This window comes from Paraburkholderia sp. BCC1884 (assembly GCF_900996225.1).
Lineage (GTDB): Bacteria > Pseudomonadota > Gammaproteobacteria > Burkholderiales > Burkholderiaceae > Paraburkholderia.
In genome coordinates this window covers 1105220-1127300 of the sequence record NZ_CAAJGL010000068.1, presented here as the reverse complement: position 1 = coordinate 1127300, position 22081 = coordinate 1105220, and the positions used below count along the sequence as shown (strand labels likewise).

At 56.0% G+C, this 22081-nt stretch carries 16 protein-coding genes and 1 tRNA gene; 4 read left to right on the top strand and 13 right to left on the bottom strand.

The window, feature by feature from the left end; genetic code table 11:
• Positions 1-8: 8 nt before the first annotated feature.
• Entirely contained in the window at positions 9-3077 is a 3069-nt protein-coding gene (fdnG, locus tag FQ705_RS11865) for a formate dehydrogenase-N subunit alpha (RefSeq protein WP_144140962.1), read from the bottom strand.
• Between the two features lie 594 nt (positions 3078-3671).
• Here fdnG and FQ705_RS11860 point away from each other — a divergent pair.
• Positions 3672-4268: a hypothetical protein gene (locus FQ705_RS11860; protein WP_144140960.1), complete on the top strand. Its 597-nt coding sequence runs from the start codon at positions 3672-3674 to the stop codon at positions 4266-4268.
• Between the two features lie 395 nt (positions 4269-4663).
• On the opposite strand, the gene FQ705_RS34055 is transcribed toward FQ705_RS11860, so the two are convergent.
• The 3 genes from FQ705_RS34055 to FQ705_RS34490 all read right to left on the bottom strand — a co-directional run bounded on the left by FQ705_RS34055 (position 4664) and on the right by FQ705_RS34490 (position 7550).
• Positions 4664-4756 (bottom strand) — tRNA-Sec (locus tag FQ705_RS34055).
• A 629-nt stretch (positions 4757-5385) separates the two neighbouring features.
• The gene (gene fdhE / locus FQ705_RS11855; protein WP_144140958.1) at positions 5386-6381 is read right to left on the bottom strand and encodes a formate dehydrogenase accessory protein FdhE; all 996 of its coding nucleotides are present in this window, start codon (positions 6379-6381) and stop codon (positions 5386-5388) included.
• Positions 6382-7091: 710 nt separating this feature from the next.
• The gene (locus tag FQ705_RS34490) at positions 7092-7550 is read right to left on the bottom strand and encodes a helix-turn-helix domain-containing protein (RefSeq protein ID WP_260854455.1); all 459 of its coding nucleotides are present in this window, start codon (positions 7548-7550) and stop codon (positions 7092-7094) included.
• Between the two features lie 392 nt (positions 7551-7942).
• Here FQ705_RS34490 and FQ705_RS11845 point away from each other — a divergent pair, with 392 nt between their 5' ends.
• Positions 7943-9442, top strand: coding sequence for an SLC13 family permease (locus FQ705_RS11845; protein ID WP_313955668.1), 1500 nt, complete (start codon positions 7943-7945; stop codon positions 9440-9442).
• A gap of 498 nt (positions 9443-9940) precedes the next feature.
• Positions 9941-10051, top strand: a complete 111-nt coding sequence (locus FQ705_RS11840) for a transposase domain-containing protein (RefSeq protein WP_144142360.1) — start codon at positions 9941-9943, stop codon at positions 10049-10051.
• Positions 10052-10311: 260 nt separating this feature from the next.
• On the opposite strand, the gene FQ705_RS11835 is transcribed toward FQ705_RS11840, so the two are convergent.
• From FQ705_RS11835 to FQ705_RS11820, 4 genes are all read right to left on the bottom strand, one after another.
• Positions 10312-11115 (bottom strand): family 1 encapsulin nanocompartment shell protein, encoded by an 804-nt coding sequence (locus FQ705_RS11835; RefSeq protein ID WP_144140954.1) that lies wholly within the window; start codon positions 11113-11115, stop codon positions 10312-10314.
• On the bottom strand, positions 11108-12163 hold the full coding sequence (locus FQ705_RS11830; RefSeq protein ID WP_144140952.1) for a Dyp-type peroxidase: 1056 nt from the start codon (positions 12161-12163) through the stop codon (positions 11108-11110). Before FQ705_RS11830 ends, FQ705_RS11835 begins: the two co-directional genes overlap by 8 nt.
• Before the next feature lie 589 nt (positions 12164-12752).
• Positions 12753-13697 carry an AEC family transporter gene (locus FQ705_RS11825; protein WP_144140950.1) on the bottom strand — a complete coding sequence of 315 codons (945 nt, stop codon included), beginning with the start codon at positions 13695-13697 and terminating at the stop codon, positions 12753-12755.
• A 26-nt stretch (positions 13698-13723) separates the two neighbouring features.
• Positions 13724-15442: an NAD-dependent malic enzyme gene (locus FQ705_RS11820; RefSeq protein WP_144140948.1), complete on the bottom strand. Its 1719-nt coding sequence runs from the start codon at positions 15440-15442 to the stop codon at positions 13724-13726.
• On the opposite strand from FQ705_RS11820, the gene FQ705_RS11815 reads away from it, so the two are divergent.
• Positions 15441-15965 (top strand): hypothetical protein, encoded by a 525-nt coding sequence (locus FQ705_RS11815; RefSeq protein WP_144140946.1) that lies wholly within the window; start codon positions 15441-15443, stop codon positions 15963-15965. The two genes, FQ705_RS11820 and FQ705_RS11815, sit on opposite strands and share 2 nt — an antisense overlap.
• 1432 nt (positions 15966-17397) lie before the next feature.
• Here the strand turns inward: FQ705_RS11815 and FQ705_RS11810 are convergent.
• From FQ705_RS11810 to metC, 5 genes are all read right to left on the bottom strand, one after another.
• A complete protein-coding gene (locus FQ705_RS11810; RefSeq protein WP_144140944.1) occupies positions 17398-18408 on the bottom strand; it encodes a succinylglutamate desuccinylase/aspartoacylase family protein in 1011 nt (336 codons plus the stop codon).
• An 82-nt stretch (positions 18409-18490) separates the two neighbouring features.
• Positions 18491-19333 carry a transporter substrate-binding domain-containing protein gene (locus FQ705_RS11805; protein WP_144140942.1) on the bottom strand — a complete coding sequence of 281 codons (843 nt, stop codon included), beginning with the start codon at positions 19331-19333 and terminating at the stop codon, positions 18491-18493.
• A 24-nt stretch (positions 19334-19357) separates the two neighbouring features.
• A complete protein-coding gene (locus tag FQ705_RS11800; RefSeq protein ID WP_144140940.1) occupies positions 19358-20146 on the bottom strand; it encodes an amino acid ABC transporter ATP-binding protein in 789 nt (262 codons plus the stop codon).
• The gene (locus FQ705_RS11795; protein WP_144140938.1) at positions 20143-20793 is read right to left on the bottom strand and encodes an amino acid ABC transporter permease; all 651 of its coding nucleotides are present in this window, start codon (positions 20791-20793) and stop codon (positions 20143-20145) included. The genes FQ705_RS11800 and FQ705_RS11795 overlap by 4 nt, the downstream gene beginning before the upstream one ends.
• Positions 20794-20842: 49 nt before the next feature.
• Positions 20843-22009: a cystathionine beta-lyase gene (gene metC, locus FQ705_RS11790; RefSeq protein WP_144140936.1), complete on the bottom strand. Its 1167-nt coding sequence runs from the start codon at positions 22007-22009 to the stop codon at positions 20843-20845.
• Between the last annotated feature and the right edge of the window lie 72 nt (positions 22010-22081).

Below are 22081 nucleotides of genomic sequence, written 5' to 3'. Positions count from 1 at the left end.
CCTTCCCCCTATACCTTCTCGACCTTGACAAGGAACGACTTGAATTCCGGTGTCTGCGTGTTACCGTCGCCAACGGATGGCGTCAGCGTGTTGGTGAGGTAGCCTGGTTTTGTCAGGCCTTTGAACCCCCAATGCAGTGGAATCCCGACGGTCTGCACCTTCCGTCCCTCAATCAATAGTGGCTTGATACGCTTGGTGACTACAGCGACCGCCAGAATATGCCCACGATTCGACGACACTCTGACTCGATCGCCCTCAACCACCCCTATCTCTCTTGCAAGCTCTTCGCCGATTTCCACAAACGGGTCTGGCTGCACAATCGCATTCAGCCGAGCATGCTTGGTCCAAAAGTGAAAGTGCTCGGTGATTCGGTAAGTGGTCGCGGCATGCGGGAACTGAGCGGCCTTTCCGAAATTGGCCCTATCCGTCGGGAACACACGCGCGGCCGGGTTACTCGTCACGTCGGGGTGTCTAGGATGTAGAGGGTTATAGCCGAGTGGCGTTTCGAACGGTTCGTAATGCTCTGGGAATGGCCCCTCGTTCATCCCGGCCCGCGCGAAGAACCGAGCGATGCCCTCCGGATTCATGATGAACGGTCCCATCCCGAGTTCTGGCGCCTCGTCGACCTTGTAGTCCGGTACATCCGCTCCGCCCCACTTCGCGCCATCCCACGAAATCAACTTGCGGGTGGAGTCGAATGGCTTTCCTGACACGTCGCACGACGCGCGGTTGTACAGTACCCGCCGGTTCGCGGGCCATGACCATGCCCAGCCAAGCGTCTGCCCGATGCCGGTAGGATCGGAGTTGTCGCGGCGCGCCATCTGGTTGCCGTCCTGCGTCCATGCGCCGCAGAAAATCCAGCAACCGCTTGCGGTGCTCCCATCATCCTTCAGTTGCGCAAAACCAGGTAACTGGTCGCCGGCCTTAACAATCACCTTGGCCGGATCCTTCGGGTCCGTGATTGCAACCACTGCACGGCCGCTATACTCGCGCGCAAGCTCGTCGGGCCTCGGGCTTTGCGGGTTCGAGTACGGCCAACTCAAGTTAGTGATTGGTGCAGAAAACGTACCTCCATCCTGTTCGTACAGTTTGCGTATGCGCGTATAAATGCCCGACATGATCTCGAGGTCGCTGCGCGCCTCACCAGGCGGCTCCGCGCCCTTCCAGTGCCATTGCAACACTCGCGAGGAACTGACGATCGAGCCGTCCTCCTCTGCGAAACACGTTGCGGGCAGCCGGAACACTTCGGTCTGAATCTTCGACGAATCCACATCATTGAATTCGCCGTAGTCCTTCCAAAACTCGGAGGTCTCCGTAGCGAGCGGATCCATGATGACGAGCCATTTCAGCTTGGCGAGCCCGTCAACTACCTTTGCCTTATCGGGAGCGGAGGCAATCACATTGAAGCCCTGGCAAATATAGCCGTTCATCTTTCCATGAGCCATGAGCTCAATGGCCTGCAGCAAATCGTACGATTTGTCTAGTTTCGGAAGATAGTCATAACCCCAATTGTTTTGAGCTGTGGCCGCCTCGCCGTACCATGACTTCATGAGACTCACGAAGAAAGCACGATAGTTGCTCCAATAGCTGAGCTGATTCGGCCGCAGCGGCTTCAATGCCCGCGCCTCGATGTATTTATCATAGTCCTGCTCAGCGTCGCCTGGCAGCGTCAAATAGCCCGGCAGCATATTGCTAAGAAGCCCCAAGTCGGTGAGCCCTTGAATATTGGAGTGGCCACGTAGCGCGTTAACCCCGCCGCCGGCGAGCCCGACGTTACCGAGAAGCAACTGCACCATTGCGCCCGCGCGCACCATCTGAGAGCCAACCGAGTGCTGCGTCCATCCGAGCGCGTACAGGATCGTGCCAGCACGATCGGGGGCACAAGTAGAAGCAAGCATCTCGCATACACGCAGAAACTTGTCTTTGGGCGTGCCGCAGATACTCTCGACGATCTCGGGCGTATATCGCGAGTAATGCGCTTTCATCAACTGGAACACACAACGCGGGTGCGCTAGCGATGGGTCAACTTTCACGTAGCCGTCAGCCCCCCGCTCATAGTCCCAACTTGTCATGTCATAGGTTCTCTCCTCAGGTTGGTAGCCCGAGTACAACCCATCCTTGAAACCAAAGTCTTCCCGCACGATAAACGGCAAGTCCGTGTAATTCCGCACGTACTCGTGTTGGATTTTGTCGTGCGTCAATAGATAGTTAACTACCCCTCCAAGGAAGGCGATGTCAGTACCGGTACGTATCGGAGCGTAATAGTCCGCCACGGACGCCGTCCGGTTAAATCGCGGGTCGACCACGATTAATCGTGCCTTGCGGTGTGCTTTAGCCTCGGTCACCCACTTGAAGCCACAAGGGTGCGCTTCTGCGGCATTGCCGCCCATCACAAGAATCACGTCTGCGTTCTTGATGTCGACCCAATGGTTCGTCATCGCTCCACGGCCAAACGTCGGGGCAAGACCTGCCACCGTCGGGCCATGTCAAACTCGCGCCTGATTATCGAATGCGAGCAGTCCAAGGCTCCGGGCAATTTTATGGGTTACGTAGCCCACCTCGTTGCTTGCCGCCGACGCCGCTAACATCCCGGTTGTAAGCCAGCGGTTTACTGTTTTGCCTTCCGCAGTCTTCTCGACGAAGTTGACGTCGCGGTCATCCTTCATCTTTTTCGCGATACGGTCGAGGGCGTCATCCCACGAAATCCGTGTCCATTCATTCGAGCCCGGCGCGCGGTATTCCGGATGTGTCAGGCGTCCCTTACTGTGAATAAAATCGATCAGGCTCGCGCCCTTCGGACAAAGCGTTCCCCGATTGACCGGGTGATCGGGGTCGCCTTCGATATGGATGATGTTCGATTTTGCGTTCTTGGCATTGTCGCCAAGACCATACATCAGGATGCCGCAGCCAACCGAGCAGTAAGTGCACGTATTACGCGTCTCTGTGGTTCGCAGTAGCTTGTATTGCCGCACCTCTGCGAGCGCCTCCGTCGGCGAGAAACCCATCAGTGCCAAGCTAGATCCCGTCACCGCAGCGGCCGACACTTTCAGGAACTGCCGTCTTGTCATGACATCCATACGTTTGATCCTTTCCGTAAGACTCTGATTCGCCTAGCGGGCGCCTTCTGATCAAAAAAACTTCTTTTGAAGTGCGAGACTCCTGTCCTGCCTCCAATTGTGACGGCAGCATTCCTAATCCAATTTACGGAAATCACTCTTTTTTTGAAATTGCACGTCGCAGTAACGCAACTTTCGTCTCAATTGGCATCCCACGTGCTCTCTGCTCACCGCCGACTCGTCCTTCTGGACGTGAAATAAGAATTCCGATATCCAAAATCCTTTCGTTGCCGCGGAAACGAAATGCGCTCTGCTTGTAGGTGGCTCGAGACTATGGCGACTATCCCACACCGGAACGCGGGTAGCCGAAAATGCCTGCGACACACGTTCAGCAGACTTCTGCCCACGACAGGGGATACTCCCGCTGCGGCAGCATGCGTCCTCGAGCCCCGTGGGCGGATTTGCGAGATCAAGACGCGCACCGCCGTCCGGTGAACTTCTTGGTTTTAGCAAATAGTTTTGATTTGCGAAGTTGGGGAGTACCCAGCCGCGCGTGAGCGCTGATGCCATTACAACTGCCCACGGGGGCGAACACGATCAACTAGAGGCAAAGAAATGGCGAATGCCGTCCAAGAGCTGTTCCTGACTAAGCTTGAATATCACCAGAACCTACACGGTTATACCCAAAATGCGGCCTTTGCGTTTTTCAAAGCACTGAAAGCAAAGCTGATTGGTGGCAAAGCGCAATTGTTGAATCCGCTGCACGACGACTGGCAACCTGTCACTGACATCCGGGACCTGACCAAATTTGATGGAAATGTACTGCACTTTGGCGTGCAATTGGTTATCGAGAAAAATGGACAGCAGATTGGAACCGTCACGCTGCCGGTCAGAATCGAATATCCAGAAATGAAGCAATTCTTGATTCTATTCGGGCTTGAATCTCCGGGCACTACCACTGACTCGCCCGACTCTGCCGCCATTATCGACAAAGCCGTAGAAGCTATGCTGGCAATCGTAAAAAAATGGGTGCCCGCTGGGGAACCACCATTTGACCTCAAATTCCCAGACAGTCTACTTGACAGCGGTCGTTACGGCATACGTCACATTTTGCATTTAGCACACGTTGTCTTCAGGCCTCGCCCAGCTCATCGCGCGGGGCTTCTTGCTTTTTCACGATGGGTCAAGCCCAGCCTTAAAAGCAATGGTTGACTATCCGCCTTGCGAAATCAGAGGTCTCAGCGGCACGAGTGGCGTCAAAGGTCGTAAGGGACGCAGCAGCATGGGTGTTTTAAAGGCCTGAATGGAACTAATGGCGCAATGCCATTTTCGGAGTTCCTAGAGGCATGGCTTCCACACCATGCCCTTCCCTTTCATGTCTAGCAAAGTCGACTATTTGACAGATCTCAACCATCGAAGATCGGTGATTGAAAATTCATAACCTCCGTTGCCGGCGCAGCGCTGGTTTCAAAGACACTAAGCGGCGCGCGCCTTAGTGACACGCCCCAAATCCAACAACGATCCGAGGCTCACTGGCGTGGCGAGGTGTCTCCATTCCCGCAATGGAAAGCAAAATCAAAATCTCGATTTGCAACAAATCCTTAGGGCGGAAAGCAGCCGGAGTCGAACCGACCTGAGAACGACTGACGTCCTCAACTGGGTTTGAAGCCCAGCCGCACCACCGGATGCGAATGCCTTCCTTGCTACCAAGCAAAACTAGCGTAGAGGCGGAAATGAAAAGCTTCGGCGACGCGCTTAAGGTACTTCAAAACCAAAGGTTACTGGAACGATCGAGACGCCGGTCGCTCCGAGACCGAGTATATTCGAAGTGATGAACGAACCCCAAGAATCCTGGACGTGCGCTCGCGACTGAACGCGCTCCCATCAAGGATGACGAATGGCAGCGTATCACCTGCGAGGACGTACCCGGCCATGACTGAGCCTTGTTTCGCGTCGAACAACTGCACAGAGACCAGCCGGCATTGTGCGCCGATTTTTGTTGACTGGGCACGTCAATCATCCAGCGCAAGTCAACTCTACCCAGAGAAAAAATGCGCCCAGCCCAATCCAATGGAATGTTGCACATCTTTTCTTCCTTGCGACAATGTATGCCTGCACCGGTCAGCGCGTGTACTCAGGTAGTTGTGCCTCGATTGATCTGCCCTGTGGGCCCGATAATCACGCGCGCACCTCTCAACGTTCTGCGAGGGATGCGTCTTCATCGCGAATTCGTCCAGTAAGGCCGGAAATACACCGGTTCCTTTAGCCGTTCCACCGACGGCAAACTCGCCACCCGTCATTTCGGTCACTCGCCGGCGCCCTGGTCGCGTTATGCGGCCCCCGGAACCGGTCCGGCGTGTTCTTCAACATGTTTGGCCCATAACCATGGATGCGGCGAGGCCCGGCTATATCCCTCCTCTGCCATAAGGAGGTCCAGCGTGAGACTCGCAAGGTCGTCGGCGAATGGCTCAAAGCCATTGTCCTTCTCCTGGTATCCGATCTTGCGATACGCGCGACACTCGTCGCACGATTCAGCTTTTAACGCGATATTTTTTGCGTCTGCCGAACTTGTTTCGTAGCTCAATTCAGCTGCGCTCAATGCCTGATACTTTATGCCCTTGGTCGAATCGCAGTTCGAGCATTTCGCGCGGACCATGTGCCATTCCGTAGCGCAGAGCTCGCATTGCAAGAAACGGTGTCCCTCGTAGGCGCCTCCAAGTCGCACCATGCTGGCCACGGGCTGTGAACCGCAAACCGGACAAAGCGAAAGAGTTCCAACATAAGGCACGTCGCGTGCGTCGATGTTGCTTGCGAGGTCGGTCCAGACGACCTGCAATGCCGCCATGATAAAGGGCGCGCCAACCGGATCGACTTCGGCGAAGCGCTTCGCGAGGATCGCGTCAGCTTGCGTATCGAGTTCGGCGGTATCAAGGGCGCGCAACCGCGCAAGGATTTGCGTTGGTACCGGTGTACGGAGACCACCCAAGTCGACCTCATCGATCAGCCACGCGAAGACGTCGCGCCAAATAGGGTCACGAGCGCCCAGCAGCGCAGGTATCAATGGCATGGAATGCCGCTGGGCACGAGCGATCGAATCAGCGCTGGGCGACTTAGCCTTGAAGCCGGCGATGGCTTTTTGCTGCGCGTCGGCGAGCACGGCCATCAGATGGAGGTAATCGCCGATTGGGTTGTCGTTGCCTGCAAGTTGTCGCAAGCGTGACGCGCGCGCCGCAAACGTCGCCGAACGTTCAGGGATGCGGATTCGTGGAATCGCCGATCGATCGAGGGCCTCAATCTGACCGGCTTCGAGAATGCGTTGAACCACTTTATCTACCCCCTTCTAGAACCATGGCTATGCAAGACAAACTGCAGTCAACTTGCAGTTGACCGGAAGTCGCACCAACCTCCTACTCAATGGCCTAGGGCGTGGCGGGGGACGTATGCTCGTGCACCCGCACCTAATCTGGCCCCTACGACATGCCGCGCCGACCGGCCTTAAGACCCGGAACTCGCCGCGTCGCCGTTGCAGGACGCCATTGCGCAACACTCCCAGTCCCCGCATCGGCGGCTTAGTTTTTCACGGCGAAACGCGTACGGTCTCGCGAAATGACACGGTTTTTTTACATTATCACGACGCAGCACCCATTTAAATTTCTCGATAGACCAGCGCGATCCAGCCGCTAAGTGAATGACGACCAACGCTGTGGCAGCCACGAGACGTCCAATCACGACCGTGCGGAATTGGCCAAAGCGCCACTCCTGAACATCGCGCTCACTTAGTGCCTCCGCAGGGGTAAACGTCACTGGAGCGCCTTTCTGTCGTTAGACCACGCGCCGGAGCGTCGCGTCACGTTCGACATGCTTTACGGCGTAGCCGGAACTTATTTCAACGTAGACCATCTCGGGGGACCGAGACTGCAGCGTTTGGCGATCCGCCACGGACGAAGAGTTTCTCGCTGCTCCGAAAAGACGTCACGCCTAGTCAGCGTGAGGCTGTTCTGAACACATGATGTAACGCAGACAAATTGATTGCTCTTACCGATGCAGCGAAACAATCGATTTGACCAGTTGAGATGGAGCCACACCAAGAGCATGACGAAACATGGTCGAGAATGCAGAAGCATTTGCGTAGCCAAGTTGAGCCGCGACTTCCACGATTGGCACCGAGCGACCGATAAGATCGATTGCCCTAGCGAGTCTCAGTTGGCGGCGCCAGACGCCGAAGCTTGTCTGTAGCTCGCTTTCAAACAATCGCGCGAGCGTTCGCTTACTGGCGCCGACCACCGGAGCCCATTCGTCCAGCGTGCGGGACGAACCCGGGTCTTCCATCATCGCCGTGCAAAGTGCCCGCAAGCGACGGTCAGCGGGCAGCGGTAATCCCAGCGGCAAGGTGTGTGCCTCGCGGATCTCCTCAATTAATAGCTGCGTCGCAAGCTGCCGATGTTTGTTGGCCCCATCGACCTTGTCCGCCAGCGAATGAACGAGCTCTCGCATTAGCGGAGACACCTCAAGGACTAAACATCCGTCAAGCCTCAGCGGCGACACGCACGGATCGACGTACAGTGCGTGAAACTCAACCTGCCCAAGGACGACAATCTCATGGTCGGTCCCGGGTGGGATCCAGACTGCACGGTAGATTGGCACAATCCACATCATCCCAGGAACGCTCACGCGGATGCTGCCTTGCCGCGGACATGTCAACTGCCCCCACGGGTGACGGTGCCAACCAATTAGCCCGTCGACCGGCGGTTGACGCAGATGCACCATGATCGGGTCTTCGGCCGTCGGGGTGTGCTTAGGCAGCGGGTCGTAGAACGTACGTCGTGGCATCGTTTCGTAAATAAACGTCACTTAAACGAACTTGTGACATTGTAAATCACCCTACGATGAGCGGGACGCTAGGAGAGATAGAAGCCATGATAGGCTCAACGGAAATTTCGGAGATCGGAGACGCCGCATTGCCCGATAAGCTCAAGCAACCGGAAGACACGCGTCCGCCGAGGCCGCAGCGGGAGGCAGGCACAACGTTGCTTCTGATATGGCTCGTGGTAGCTATGACGCTCTGCGGCTACGTTCCAATGCTTCACGGGTATCCCGTAGGTACATCGAGAGCCGCTATTCTCACGCTCTTCACGATATGTTCATGGGCAATCGGATTATTCAAAGAGCCGCTAACGAGCTTGATGTTTTTTCTGTTCACGATGCTGTTCAGCGTGGCCGCCCCCTCTATCGTCTTCAGTGGATTCTCATCACCGGCTTGGTGGTTAGTCTTCGGCGGCATGATTACAGGCGCTGCGATACGAACCACGGGGGCTGCGAATCAGGTCAGCCGGTTACTGCTAGCGATGAATCTTAGAGGTTACCGACACTACATAGCCGCAGTGGTGGTTGTCTCCATAGCATTAGCATTCGTAATGCCGTCGACAAGTGGTCGAGTGATGTTGCTCACGCCCATTGCGATGACGCTCGCAGACCGGCTGGGGTTCGAGCCCGGACGCCCGGGGCGTACGGGAATCATCATGGCGGTCGCGGCTGCGAGCTATATGCCGCCGACCGCAATTCTTCCGGCAAATATCCCCAATTCCCTGCTTCTCGGCGCAGCGCAGACACTCTACGGTATACGCCTCTACTACGGGCCGTATTTCCTGCTTCATTTCCCAGTGTTAGGCGCGCTCAAAAGCGTGGCGCTGATCTGGCTCATTGGCCGACTTTTCCCCGACCGTGTCGAGTCGTCACAAACCGTCGAGGTGCCACCCACGTGTATGTCGCCACGCGAGCGAATGCTTGTCATGTTGTTGTTACTTTCATTGTTGTGCTATGCGACTGACTTCTGGCATGGGGTCTCTCCTGCATGGGTAAGCTTTGGAGCCGGCGTCATCTGCCTGCTGCCGCAAACGCGAATCATCTCCGCCAGGGACTTCGCGGAACAGGTTCAGATAGCCCCTCTCGTTTACGTCGCTGGTTTCCTCGGACTAGGTGCTCTGATCTCCCAGAGTGGGCTGGGGGAACTAACAGCAAAAGCGTTGTTGAACTGGACGCACATGGTGCAGGGCAATTATTCAATGAATGCGATGCAGGTCCTGCTGATCGGAGCGGGGATCGGTCTCCTGACGACTCTTCCGGCGCTGCCCGCGGTGCTCACACCACTCGCTGGACAACTTGCGCACGCAAGCGGATTGCCGATATATACGGTGCTCATGCTACAGGTGCCTGTTTTCTCGACCGTATTTCTGCCCTATCAGTCGCCGCCAATGATGATTGCCATGCATCTAGCCGATGTCTCGATGAAGGACGGCGCAAAACTCTGCCTAGCGCTAGCCGCCATTTCCGTGCTATGTCTACTACCGCTGGACTACTTTTGGTGGCGCATTCTTGGAATTTTGTAGCGCCAGTCGAGCGAACTGCGCCACGACTCGACCTTTCCCTTCCAAGATGCAGGGAATATACCAAGCTTAGATTAGCAGTCGTTACGTCAACATCGAGACATTTCGAGTCGGCGGCTCAAGCAACGGACCTCGATCTTTGGACGCACCGTGTAGCCTCGCTTCGCGCAAATATCCCCGTATCTTAGTCATATGCAAGTCTGCTTGGTAAACCAAACTGATGGCAATTCAAAATAGCACCTGGTTTTCTTCACAAAACCGTGCTAAACGACCAGCGAAATAGATGCGAATGCTATTGAATAACTCTTTCTTCAGTTCTCTTTAGCCACTGACACCATAATAGCAATCAATTGTTGCTTCTCCGTCGGCTGAAGTATGGTTCAACGGCCGACGGCCACGTAGTCCTCGGTTCACCATCGTCTTTCCTGTACAGCAAGAGCGTACTTCCGAATGCGGACTGAGGTGGACTCTGGCAGCGAGCGTGCCACGGCTATCTAAAGCCTGATCGACACCGCGAAACTCAACGACGTCTATCTTGAGATATATCTGCACCGCGCATTCGCTCGCCTCGCAAATCATCCGCTCAATCGCGTCGAAGACCTCACGCCGTAAGCCGTTGCTGCTCCGAAACCCTCACACACGTAACTCACCTCTGCGTCAAAACGGCACCGGCGACACGCTTATGGTCGTTTCCATCTACCACCGCGTATTTCCCGGAAGGCGCGGGAGGGAGATACTGGCTACCATTAAAGCGGCCGCTCATTTATGCAATCGCACAATTGGATCGGGCGCTCACTCGCCGTTGGTCGGAGCAAACCGGGCGAGCAGGTTCGCGCGAGCGACTCACCCGAGCCGTTAGAGTCAATGCGCCTTCACTCGGGCAGTGTCAGCGATACCGATGCTTCGCTTGTCAGCATCAGAAAGGTCAGCGTTTCACACAGATAGAGACGCACAATCTCGTCGGTATGACTCAGATAACCGATCGACACGTCTTCGCCAAGATGCAACTCGAAGTCGCCGCCACGCGTGGATAACACGCTACCGCCGGCAAGCGCAGGTGCCCAGACAATGTCGCCGTTCACGATCCGCTTAATGTGCTCGATGATCGGATAGCCCTGATCGCGCGCCTCGCTCAGCGCCGTATACGCGTCCGCGCCAAGCAGTACCGAATACGGGCCATCCACGCCGGCGAGCCGCAGCTCTTCGAGAGCGTTGCCAATGGCATGCGGATAATCGCCGATGTCGGCTGGTAACGCGAGCGCCGGATTCGACGAACCTTCCCGAATTCCGCCGATGCCCGCAGCCTTGTAGCCGTCGAAAATCGCACGATCTTCGGCATAGGCGAGCTGTTTCGCGGCTTCTTTCGCGGGCTGCCAGTCGGCGTCGTTGGCGCCGCGTGCGACACTGTCGATTGCCTCGCGCGACAACTCAAACGGTACGGTGAATTGCACCAGGCACTTGACCTCGGCGAGCTTCGCCACAACGCCCTGCTGCGGCGCGGATATCGCGATCTGATGCCCTGTGCCGACGCCGGACAGTTTCGTTCCGCCAGGGCTCTCGACGTCGACTACGCGACGGCCGGCGACGCTGCGTTTGAAGGTGCGGGCCACTTCGGCTTCGATCTGTGACCATGCGACTATGGAAATGGGGGCGAGCTCGCGATGCAAGTTATTCATGTTGGGACATTCCCTTGAGAGAGCCAATAATCAACGATCCGTCGTGGCGCGGTTCGACCGGCGAAGACTTGTCCGGCTGTTGTTCGATAGCGGTTGTGACGGTTGGCGCTTCGCGATTCGCGAGCGATTCGAGCAGGTCGGCCGAGGGTACAAAGAAGAGTCCGCCCGTAACCGCGCGGCTATAGTCGAGCAGCCGGTCGTAATTGCCCGGCGGCCGTCCAATAAACATATTCTGCAACATCTGCTCGATCGGCGAAGGCGAGCGTGCGTAGCCGATAAAGTAGGTGCCGAATTCGCCCGCACCGAGGCGGCCGAACGGCATGTTGTCACGCACGATCTTCACTTCCTCGCCGTTCTCGGTGATGGTGGTCAGCGAGCTGTGGGAGCATGAGGGTTTGACCGCCGCGTCGAGCTCGACGTTCGACAACTTTTTGCGGCCGATAATGCGCTCCTGGGCTTCAACGGACAGTGCGTTCCACCCGTCCATGTCGTGCAGGTACTTCTGCACGAGAACATAACTGCCGCCCTCGAAGCCCGGGTCGTCAGTGATCAGGGTGAACTGGTCGGCGCTGCTGCCCCTTGGGTTCTCGGTACCATCGACAAAGCCCACCATGTCGCGCATGTCGAAATAGCGAAAGCCGTGCACTTCATCGACCACCGTCACTGCGTCGCAAAGTGGACCGAGTAGCTGGCTGGCCAGCTCGAAGCAGAGGTCCATGTGATCGGCGCGAATGTGCAGCAGGATATCGCCTGGTGTACCGAGGGCGCGACGATTACCCTCGCCGATGTCCCGGAATGGGTGCAAAAGGGCTGGACGAGGTGCACCGAATAGTGTGTCCCACGCATCAGAGCCGAAGCCGCATACGCACGACAGGCCACCGGAAGGCGCGCGTGTCCCGACCGAACGCACGAGGGCGGCAATGTCGCCGCACCACTCGCGCACCTTGGCAGCGGGGTCGAGACCACTCGAGATCGTCGCAACGATAAAAATCGCACTGCGAGAAACTTCATTACAAATAGCTTGTGATTCTGGGATTTCGTTGGGCATCTGTTTAAGTGTTGGGACAGCGTTACGGATGGCTATCGCTGTTCCGACAGCTTGGGCAATTGCCCACCACGCTCGATCAGCCTCGAACCGAAGGGGCCTAGCGCTGGCGGTGCATGGCAGCCGCAATCAGGAGGCGCAACGGCAGCACAAGCGATATCGCTCGGATAACTGTGAGGAGCCAAAATACAATGGACCATAACAGACGGCTGCTGAACGCGGTCTGACGATCAGGCTTGTCTTTGGCGAGGTATCCCTCCCTTTCGGCTCGCACACCGGCTTCTTCGTCTGGCTGCCACCTTTTTTCTCATGGTTCGATCACGCTCCCGCAGCATCGCCACGCGTTTGCCTTTCGACCGTGGGTGGAGAAGCTGGGTTGTGTACCGCACGTGCCAGCGCGGCTGCTTCCCCGTATGGACACGTCGCGGTTTTGCTTTGGAAAACTGAGCGATCAGGGTTGCGCTTGCCCTCAATAGTCTTTCATCTCCAGCCCGAAGGTCGAACTTTTCTGGCTGACTCACGGATAAACTGGAACCTAACCGCAAGGCGACCTTGCTCACGGCGGTGGCTCATGCTCCCGTATCAATACCTTTCAGAAAAAATATGCGATTAGCAAGCCTTCGGTTAAGACGCCAAGAATCGTACTGATCAGAATAGTCGCGGTAGCGTTGGCGGTATAGGTTTCGCTCTTGAGCGCGAACATCGCAGCAGCTGTTGCCGTCGGCACTGCTCCTGTGATAATGGCTTGGTGCGCCGGTGGGCCGGCCACACCGAACAGGACAGCGCCAATCGCCATCAATGCCGGCTGCAAGAAGTTCTTGATGCCAAGATTAGCTAGCACGTTGGCGTTAATGACAAAACGCTCACCGTAGAGCATTAGCCCGAGTGCGAAAAGCGACGTACCCCCGGCTGCCTTGGCTATCAGATCGATGGAAGTCAGCACTGGACCTGGTAACGTGACGTGACAAAAGCTCAGGACCATTCCCGAGATCGGTAGCCAGACAATCGGATTCGTCACAGCGCGCCCGACGCTTTGAGCGAAGATTCGCGCAATGTCCGGTTTACCACCACCGCCATCACTCTTATCTTCAGCATGAGTCAGAATAATCGTCAATGGCAGCATGAAGATGCTCGTGATGAGATTGCCAACCAGAACTGCCAGAAACCCCTCTGGCCCGAAGACGGCGGCCAGAATGGGCGCACCAAAGTAGGCCATATCCGGAAAAGCACACACCAGCGCCTGCATGGTTGCTGTACGCAGATCATGTCTGAACACAAAGCGACCTACGCCGAGCGCAATCGCGTAGGTACCCATTAGTCCAAACGTTAGGCATAGTGCAAAACCGACGTTGTGGAGCTTGTCCGGGGACGTCTTTACCGCTCCTTCGAACAGCGCGAATGGCAATGCAAAACGGATGACCAGAGTCGCTAGAACGTCAGCATTTTCGTGTTTCAATAAACCTATGCGACCGGAAAACCAGCCTAGCGCTATGACGAATGTTATCGGTAGCAACCCGTTGAGGATCGTGTTGAGCAAAACAATACTCCCAATTGGTTGCAGGCTTAAACCGAACGGAGGTCGATTCGCTTGTAAGAAGAGTAGCGCGGAATCCAGATCTCCCCGCGAATCCGGCTCTCAATCTCGTCGGTGCTCATACCGCCGGTCAGCCCTTCCTTATGCGCTTGCAGCGCGACTGCGAGCGCGACTGTGAGAGACACCTCGCGCAACGATGAAACCGGGGGCAACAGATTTCTTTTAGGATCGTTCCGGGCGGGCGAAGCTGCTGCGAGCGCCTTCGCGGCCGCCATAAACATTTCGTCGCTTATGCGCGAGGCCTTGACCGCGATTGCTCCAAGTCCCACGCCGGGAAAGATATAGGAGTTGTTGGTCTGGTCGACCTTGAACTTCGCACCATTGCGCTCGATGGGGGCAAACGGCGTGCCCGTGCCGATAACTGCCCTGTCGTCAGTCCACTTCTGCAGATCAGTTGGCGTGGCCTCGGCTCGGGAAGTTGGGTTAGAAAGCGGAAAAATCACCGGACGCTCGTTGTGCTCCGCCATCGCGCGAACGATGGTCTCGGAGAAAGCTCCGGCCTGGCCGGATACGCCAATCAGCACCGTTGGCTTCGCGTTTCGCACTACATCCAGCAACGCAACTCGATCGGGATGATCGAGCGTCCAGTTAGCAACGATGGACCTGTCCTGCAAAAACGGTTGCTGAAAAGTAGCGATTCCCTCCATCCCGTCGACCAGCAAGCCGTCACGATCAACCATGAAAAAGCGTCTAGCGGCCTCTTCATCGGGCAGGCCAGCCTCAGTCATAGCTTTGCGAATAAGGCTGGCAATCCCGCAACCGGCAGAGCCCGCCCCCATCACGGCGATTCGTTGTTCCGTCAGCGGAACGCCAGTGACGTTGATTGCCGAAAGGAGCGTGCCGGTTGCGACGGACGCAGTACCTTGAACGTCATCGTTAAAAGTGCAAAGACGGTTGCGGTAGCGTTCAAGCATTCGGGTCGCGTTGCCTTTGGCGAAGTCCTCCCATTGCAACAGTACATGCGGCCACCGCTTCGCAACAGCATTAACGAATACCTCGATAAATTCATCGTATTCGTCTCCACGAACTCTCTCGTGGCGCCAGCCGACGTAGAGCGGATCGTTAAGACAATCCTGATTGTCGGTGCCAACGTCGAGCATGATCGGTAGGGTTGTAGCAGGATGAAGACCGCCACAGCTTGTATATAGCGCTAGCTTACCGATAGGAATACCCATACCGCCTGCGCCTTGGTCGCCCAGCCCGAGAATGCGTTCCCCATCTGTCACAACAATTGCCTGTACCTGGTCGAACCGAGGATGTGCGAGGATCGCCTCGACGCGATTCTTGTGCGGCATGCTCAGAAAGAGACCACGCGGCTTGCGAAACAGGCGGCTGAACTGCTGGCAGCCTGCGCCGACTGTCGGCGTGTACACAATAGGAAGCAACTCTTCGAGATTCTGCACGAGTAATGCGAAGAACAGCGTCTCGTTGGTGTCCTGTAGATCTCGCAGGAAAGCGTAGCGCTCAATGTCTGTCTCCAGCCCCCTTAGAACCTGAATACGGCGAGAGGCCTGTTCCTCGAGCGTGCCAATGTTCGGCGGCAAGAGTCCGTGCAGGTCGAATGTATCACGCTCCGACTCAGTAAAGGCGGTGCCTTTGTTGAGCATTGGGTCTGCAAGCAGTTCATATCCGGAACGGGACGTGCTCGTGAAGATGGCATTCGCTTCTGTATCCGACGAGTTTGACATGAAAAATCTCCAGGAAAACGGTTTTGACCGGCAAGCGCTTACGCGCCATGCTTCACATTTGTCTGCAACCCAAAACGCTTCTCCTTATCTGACTACGCGCCCAACGGCCACAAGGACTGAGCCTTCAGACTCAGACGTGTCAAGAAAAAGATGGCTTGTATCAAAAGAGCGTGTTTATCCCATGAGGATGATCATTCGCCTGACGAACGCCCCGTTATCCACTATCTCGTCCATTGTTATAGCGAGCCGGAGCATCTGGCGAAGCAATACAGACGGCGTTCCCAACGCCGCCATCGAATCGTTGCAATGTTGTGCCCCCCCGGCTCAAGGTGAACTGATGCGGTCCGGGTCTGGACGAATGGTCGAGCAATTGGCAAATCTCGTCACCCTGAACTCCTCAGAAGACAGCTCGTGCACCTACGTTCATCGCAAAGGCAATGTAGTGTCTGCAGCCAGCGCATCGACCGCACGACTTTACCAAAGCGAACGATCCCGCTTTTTCAAATTCAAACGGAAATATTGAATGACTATGGTGATGATTGAACCGCCTCGGCTTTCGAAAATTACTCGTTCACTTGGCGTCAAGGGTGTGCCAAGTAGCTTGTGTCAAGTGCTACCAAATGCCTTAACGTTACAATTAGTAAGGCGTGACTGAGTACGTCGACGCACATGGGTTACTGGTAGGTTGCCAGCTTGGCAGCGATGTGACCGGATGGATTCGACGGGCTACAAACCGCTATTCGCCATTCAATCCAGCGACTGAAGTTGATCTACGCTGGTGTGCAAATCTGCACGTGCAGATTTGAGTCGCAGGGGTAGCGGTTGTCCCTACTGAGAGGCACTTCGTCACCGCCGTAGCCCGTGGTGCCTGTCGTGCGCCGACGCGGCGAGCCGCCCCGGGTGGCGAGTCAACGCTCGCGCATCACGCCTCCGTACGCCGCATGAACGCTGCGCCAGACAGCCAACCGCGAATCCCGGCTTTCCTTGCAGGTAACTCGACGTGCGCCGAAACACGAACGGCCATGCCGGTGCGTGGCAGACGTTCAGCCAACATCTGTCCGCGACGGTCAATCACGCCCCCCTCAGCATCATGCACAGTCCAGCCGCTCGCGTGATGAGACCCGTGTGTAACAGACAGTCATCCCCTACGCTCGCCGCGCGAGGCCCAGCGAGGCGTGCACGTTATCCGGCCCGCATCGACGGAGAGGCCGCCCAGCGTCCGGCGAGCCGGCAGAAACCGATCCTGGAGGTGCCAGCGGCGCAACGTAGCCGCCGCTACGCCCCGATGGGCTGCTATCGCACCAATTGACCCAAGTCCCATCCGCGCCCCTGAAAGCTTAAAGAGACGTATAGCAACCCTATTTAGGCCTCAGTGGTCAGATTTGCTCAACATCTCAAGCAACCATTCGAAACCCGAGCCTCCCTAACGAAGAGCGCCTCAGCTTGGTCCCTCAAAAATCACTCACTTGATACTCATTGTGCAGTTGGAACGGACATCGTCAGATACCCGACTGCGATTCTTGTCGGGACGGAAATCAACAATGTAGTCGCGATACTCTACTGGCTTAGGCAAAAGGAACCGCCTCTCCCGCATTGAATCGCTACTTCCTCTCCCCAGAATCAAAACGCACTAATTACTTCGATGAACTTTGGCCTAGGCGTCCTCAAGCTAACGGTCGGCTGGTTGGAGCAAAACTTTGACTAGCAACTGCATAAGTGACGCAACCGTAACCGACGGTGTTCTTCTACACTAAGAATCACCGATCTAAAACAGTACGACACTCAAGGATAGGACGGCGCCTGTCGCTGATACCTACCGAAAACTCATTCAGTGCCATGTCTAAGTAGAATCAAACGTGACACTCCACCGAAGAAAAATGGCCAGTCTTGAGGCCGACCGTCGCGTGCATGTCTATTCCGTCCACTCCGACTACCTCACTTGTGGTTCTGCCAAACTATCTCTGATGTTCGCGATCGTCGTCCGCAAGCTGATAGATACAATCACCGCGACGCACCGAGGCCTGCACTCGTTTGCACGCCACCTCCCCATTGCCTTCAAAATACAGTGCGATTGGTTCGCGCCAAGGTGTCTCTGGGAAATGGATACGAGCCGCGGGCTGTCCTTGAGCGACACGTTGTCCGAGTGCGGCGAGCGGTTCGTACAGTCCGTCGTCGCGAGTATAGACGTAATGGTGCTTACCCTCGACCCGAAGGAAACGTGTCGTGGCAGGAGGGCCCGCCGGAACCAGGTCGCCCTGCAAAACGCCGAGATATCCGAGGAAATTGAGCAAACCCTGCCGGCCTTGGTCGATCAGGCTGCGCTCAGACATCCCCGCACCGCCTAGTTCCGTCAAAATGGAGATGGCGCCCTGTCGCCGTGCCGCAGCAGAAATGTTGACGGGGTTCGGCGCGTGCAAAAACGCCTTAGGCAAACCGAAAGCCGCGAGCATCCCTTTGACTTTCACTTCTTCGTCGGGGCTCCGCGGCGAAAGCGCCAGCATGTTGCCACCGTCGTATAGCAATGAGCTTCCACCCGAATGGATGTCGACAAGATAGTCGGCCCGCGCGAGCAGGATGTTTTCGATGTAGTCGGCGATGATTTGCGTGGGCGTGCCGGATGGGTTGCCAGGAAAGCAGCGGTTAAGGTTACCGTCGTCAAGCGGCGATGTGCGTAGGCCCGCCTGCGCTGCTGGATAATTAGCCATGGGCAAAAGGATCAACTGTCCTCGAACCATGTCCGCTTCAATCTCCCGGATCAGACTCGCGACAATTATCTGGCCTTCATATTCGTCACCGTGGTTACCCGCACTGATGAGTACGGCAGGACCGTCCCCGTTACGGATAGACGCGACCGGTATAGGAATCCAGCCATATGCGGAACGATGCACAGAATGGGGAAGACGCAGATAGCCGGTGTGCTTGCCATTCTCATCAAAGTTAATTTCACTGCTGATGGGGTTGCTCATACTCAGGTCCTGATAGTCAGGTGACAAGTGGAACGTTGATTCGGTCGCGCGATAATCGCCACGGCCGGCGCGAAACAAGCTGTTAACCCGGAGGCTGGGTCGCCTTGTGGATGTCTCCTACGACGTCGTAATCTGCGCCCAACCACTTGTGACCAAGGCGCTCGAGCGTACCGTCTGCAATCATGTCACCGATGGCCTGGTTGATCGCGTCGACGAGTTCCGGTTGATTCTTGGAAATCGCGACGCATCCCAACGAAATTGTCAGCACTGGTCCCGACTCGTGAATCGGCAGATGGTTGATCTGCTTTTCCTTCAGGCCAGCGAAGTGGGACTCAATGACCGCATCTATACGACCGCTTGCAAGGTCGTTGTACAAGAAGCCACCGTTGTCGTAGGAATGTATCTTCGAACTAGTGAGGTGCGCACGAGCCCAGACTTCATTCGAGGTGCCAGCCTCCACGCCGACATCACGGCCGGCTAGGTCGTTCACGCCATTGATACCGATAACCTTGTCGCTCACCCAGATCCGAAATTCCTGCGGCGCATAGGGCGCGGAAAAGTCGACGATCTTCTTCCGCGGTGCCGTTGCTGCCATGCTGTTTACTACGATATCGTACTTACCCACACGCAGACCATCGATAAAATTCGAGAACGTATCTGCGATGAATGTAACTTTTTTCACACCGATTCGTTTTGCTACCTCGGTGGCAACATCGACGTCGTAACCTGCGGGTTGATTCTGGTCATCAATTTGGCTCCATGGCGGGCTCGCTTGTGTATTCGCGATTGTTATGCTGCTCGCCTGCCGGAGACGCTGCAGCGCATTGTCCCCCTGAGCGTGCACTGTGCTCATGCCGATCGTCAGGCTGACGAGGAACGTGCCGATGAACTTCATCTGGCGCAAATCAAGAAATGATCGATGCATGTCCGGCCTCTTATCGCGTGATTGTTAGGTGGCGAGCTTGCCAAGGAAACGCTTCGTGCGCAGATCGTTGTTCGAGTCGGCGAAGAACTGCTCTGCGCGGCAGTCATGCAGGACCTGCCCTCCCTCCATAAAAAGAATTCGATCTGCAACATCGCGGGCGAAGCGCAGTTCGTGCGTCACAATCAACATCGTCATTCCCGCGTCGGCAAGTTCCCTCATCACATTCAACACTTCGTCCCGTAACTCAGGGTCAAGCGCCGACGTCGGCTCGTCAAAGAAGATCACTTGCGGCTCCATCGCCAAGCTTCGTGCAATGGCAACCCGTTGTTTCTGGCCGCCAGATAAATGCCTTGGGTATGCGTCAGCCCTATCGCTTAGTCCGACTCGCTCAAGCAACACAAGTGCGCGCGCTTTCGCCACGCTACGCGATATACGCTTGACACTGACAGGCCCTTCCATCACGTTCTCAAGAGCGGTCATGTGCGGAAACAGGTTGAATGATTGAAAAACCATCGCCGTATTTCGACGAATCAACTCCATCTGGTTGCGCAGCGTTCGTGGACAACGGTCCAATTGCCCCGCGTATGCCGGATTGCATTCGACCTCGATGTCGCAAACTTTGACAGTTCCGCTGTCGGGCATCTCCAAGAAGTTCAAAGAACGTATCAGCGTGGTTTTACCGGAACCGGAGGACCCCATGATGACCATAACCTCACCTGGTTTCACATCAAAACTGATTCCTTTGAGCACTAAATGGTCACCAAAGCGTTTGTGCAGATTGCTGGCGCGCAAGACGGTCCTATCTTCTTTCATCCGTACCTCCGGACAAGTACGCCTTCGAGATACGTCTGCGCGATCGTCAGAACCTGACTAATAATCCAATAAAGGCCGCCGACAATCAGGAACATATCCATGTAACGAAACGTCGATGCACCAACCTGATTTGCCACGCGCGTCATTTCCACGACGGTCACCGTAGACGCTAGCGATGTATCTTTCATCAGCCCGATAAGTCGACTGGATACTGGGGGGATGGCGATCCGCAGCCCTTGCGGAAGGATGATGCGTTGCTGCATTTTCCAGTACCCCATCCCGAGCGATAAGCCCGCCTCCCATTGCCCTTTGTCAACGGCAAGCAACCCGCCGCGGAAATCTTCACTGAGATAGGCTGCAACGAAAATAGTCAGGGCGACCGTTGCCGCCTCGAAGGGTCCAAGCGTAATGCCGTAAGTCGGCAAACCAAAATAGACAACGAGGAGCTGCAGCAGCAGCGGCGTTCCGCGAAAAATAGACAGATAGATGAACGCAGCTGTGCGGACAAGCCTGATGCTACTGATCCGGGCAAGTGCTATCAAAAGTCCGAGCGCCGATCCGACCGCGAACGAAATGAATCCGAGTGCAAGTGTAGTGAGCATGGCTAGCCTCAGCAACGGCAGCGCGCGCAGGAACAGGTCTTCCATTGATGTCTCCCCTACAAGTTGATCCGGGTCACTACGACTACTGTTGATCTCAGCGAACCTTGTTGCAATGTGCCGAGTACTGCGACAAGCCCTGGTCCAAATCGTCAATCAGCTGTTCGACGCTTTCCAGACCAATCGAAATGCGAATGATCGGCTGGTCCGTTGGCGGGAATTTCCTCGCTCGCTGGATTGACGCCGGGTAGAAAGCGATCAGGCTGTGCGTTCCACCCCAGCTCGCTCCGATGGAAAACGTCCTCAGCGAATTGAAGAATGCTGCGAGCGCTTCTTCCGGGCCAGGCCGTAGCACGAACGACAGAAGGCATCCACTGCCTTCAAAATCGCGCTTCCACACCGCGTGGCCAGAATGCGATTCCAGAGGTGCGAACAGGACGCTGTCGACGACCGGGTGCTCCTCAAGCCAATGAGCTACCTCCAAAGTGTTTTTTTCTTGCTCCGCAAAGCGCAGACGGAAGGTCTGAAGACCGCGCAGTGCGAGGAAACAGTCGTCGGCACTCGCGGCTAATCCAATCGTGGCCTGTGCTTCACGCAACTGTTCGTATAGCTTGAAGTTGCTCGTGCTGACCATGCCCATCAGCAGATCAGAGTGACCGCCAATGAACTTCGTCGCGGCTTGTACACTCAGGTCAATGCCACGCTCGATTGGACGGAATGCCAACGGACTTGCCCAGGTGTTGTCCATCATCGTGAGAATCCCGTGGCTCCTCGCAACCTCGATGATGGCGGGCACGTCAGGCATTTCCATCGAGATTGTGCCAGGTGACTCAATACAAATCATACGAGTGTTCGCTTTGACGACGTTCGCGATGTCTGCTCCCACGTCAGCAGGATAAACACCAATCTCGACGCCGAGCCGCGCTAGCCATTCGTGTGCAAAGGCTTTGAGACCACCGTAACAAGCGTCCGAGATCAGCAAATGATCACCACCTTTTACAAATGGCAGCACCGACGCAACCAGAGCCGCCTGTCCCGATGAAACGACCACGCAATGCGCTGCTCCCTCGAGCTCCGCGATGCGTGCCTCGAGTTCGCGATTGGTCGGGGTACCGTTCAGACCATAGCTGTATCCATCCGGCTGCCTCGCCTTACGTCCAATGAAATCCTCGTACGAGTCGAACACGATAGTCGACGCCCGAAACACGCCCGGCGATAGGCTTCTGAAAGGTTGTGAAAGGTATGCGAGCGAAGGTTTTTCCATGATTTCCTGCGTTTCGTGGGGTGGTGATGTGAATGTAGTTTTAATGGCCAAATGTATTCGATCTACACTTGA

Bases quoted from the DNA above. Each gene is read 5' to 3' on its own strand.
- FQ705_RS11860 (WP_144140960.1), top strand. From the start codon at position 3,672: ATGGCGAATGCCGTCCAAGAGCTGTTCCTGACTAAGCTTGAATATCAC.
- FQ705_RS34490 (WP_260854455.1), bottom strand. From the start codon at position 7,550: ATGCGAGAGCTCGTTCATTCGCTGGCGGACAAGGTCGATGGGGCCAAC.
- FQ705_RS11845 (WP_313955668.1), top strand. From the start codon at position 7,943: ATGAGCGGGACGCTAGGAGAGATAGAAGCCATGATAGGCTCAACGGAA.
- FQ705_RS11835 (WP_144140954.1), bottom strand. From the start codon at position 11,115: ATGAATAACTTGCATCGCGAGCTCGCCCCCATTTCCATAGTCGCATGG.
- FQ705_RS11830 (WP_144140952.1), bottom strand. From the start codon at position 12,163: ATGCCCAACGAAATCCCAGAATCACAAGCTATTTGTAATGAAGTTTCT.
- FQ705_RS11815 (WP_144140946.1), top strand. From the start codon at position 15,441: ATGAAAAATCTCCAGGAAAACGGTTTTGACCGGCAAGCGCTTACGCGC.
- FQ705_RS11820 (WP_144140948.1), bottom strand. From the start codon at position 15,442: ATGTCAAACTCGTCGGATACAGAAGCGAATGCCATCTTCACGAGCACG.
- FQ705_RS11810 (WP_144140944.1), bottom strand. From the start codon at position 18,408: ATGAGCAACCCCATCAGCAGTGAAATTAACTTTGATGAGAATGGCAAG.
- FQ705_RS11805 (WP_144140942.1), bottom strand. From the start codon at position 19,333: ATGCATCGATCATTTCTTGATTTGCGCCAGATGAAGTTCATCGGCACG.
- FQ705_RS11800 (WP_144140940.1), bottom strand. From the start codon at position 20,146: ATGAAAGAAGATAGGACCGTCTTGCGCGCCAGCAATCTGCACAAACGC.
- FQ705_RS11795 (WP_144140938.1), bottom strand. From the start codon at position 20,793: ATGGAAGACCTGTTCCTGCGCGCGCTGCCGTTGCTGAGGCTAGCCATG.
- metC (WP_144140936.1), bottom strand. From the start codon at position 22,009: ATGGAAAAACCTTCGCTCGCATACCTTTCACAACCTTTCAGAAGCCTA.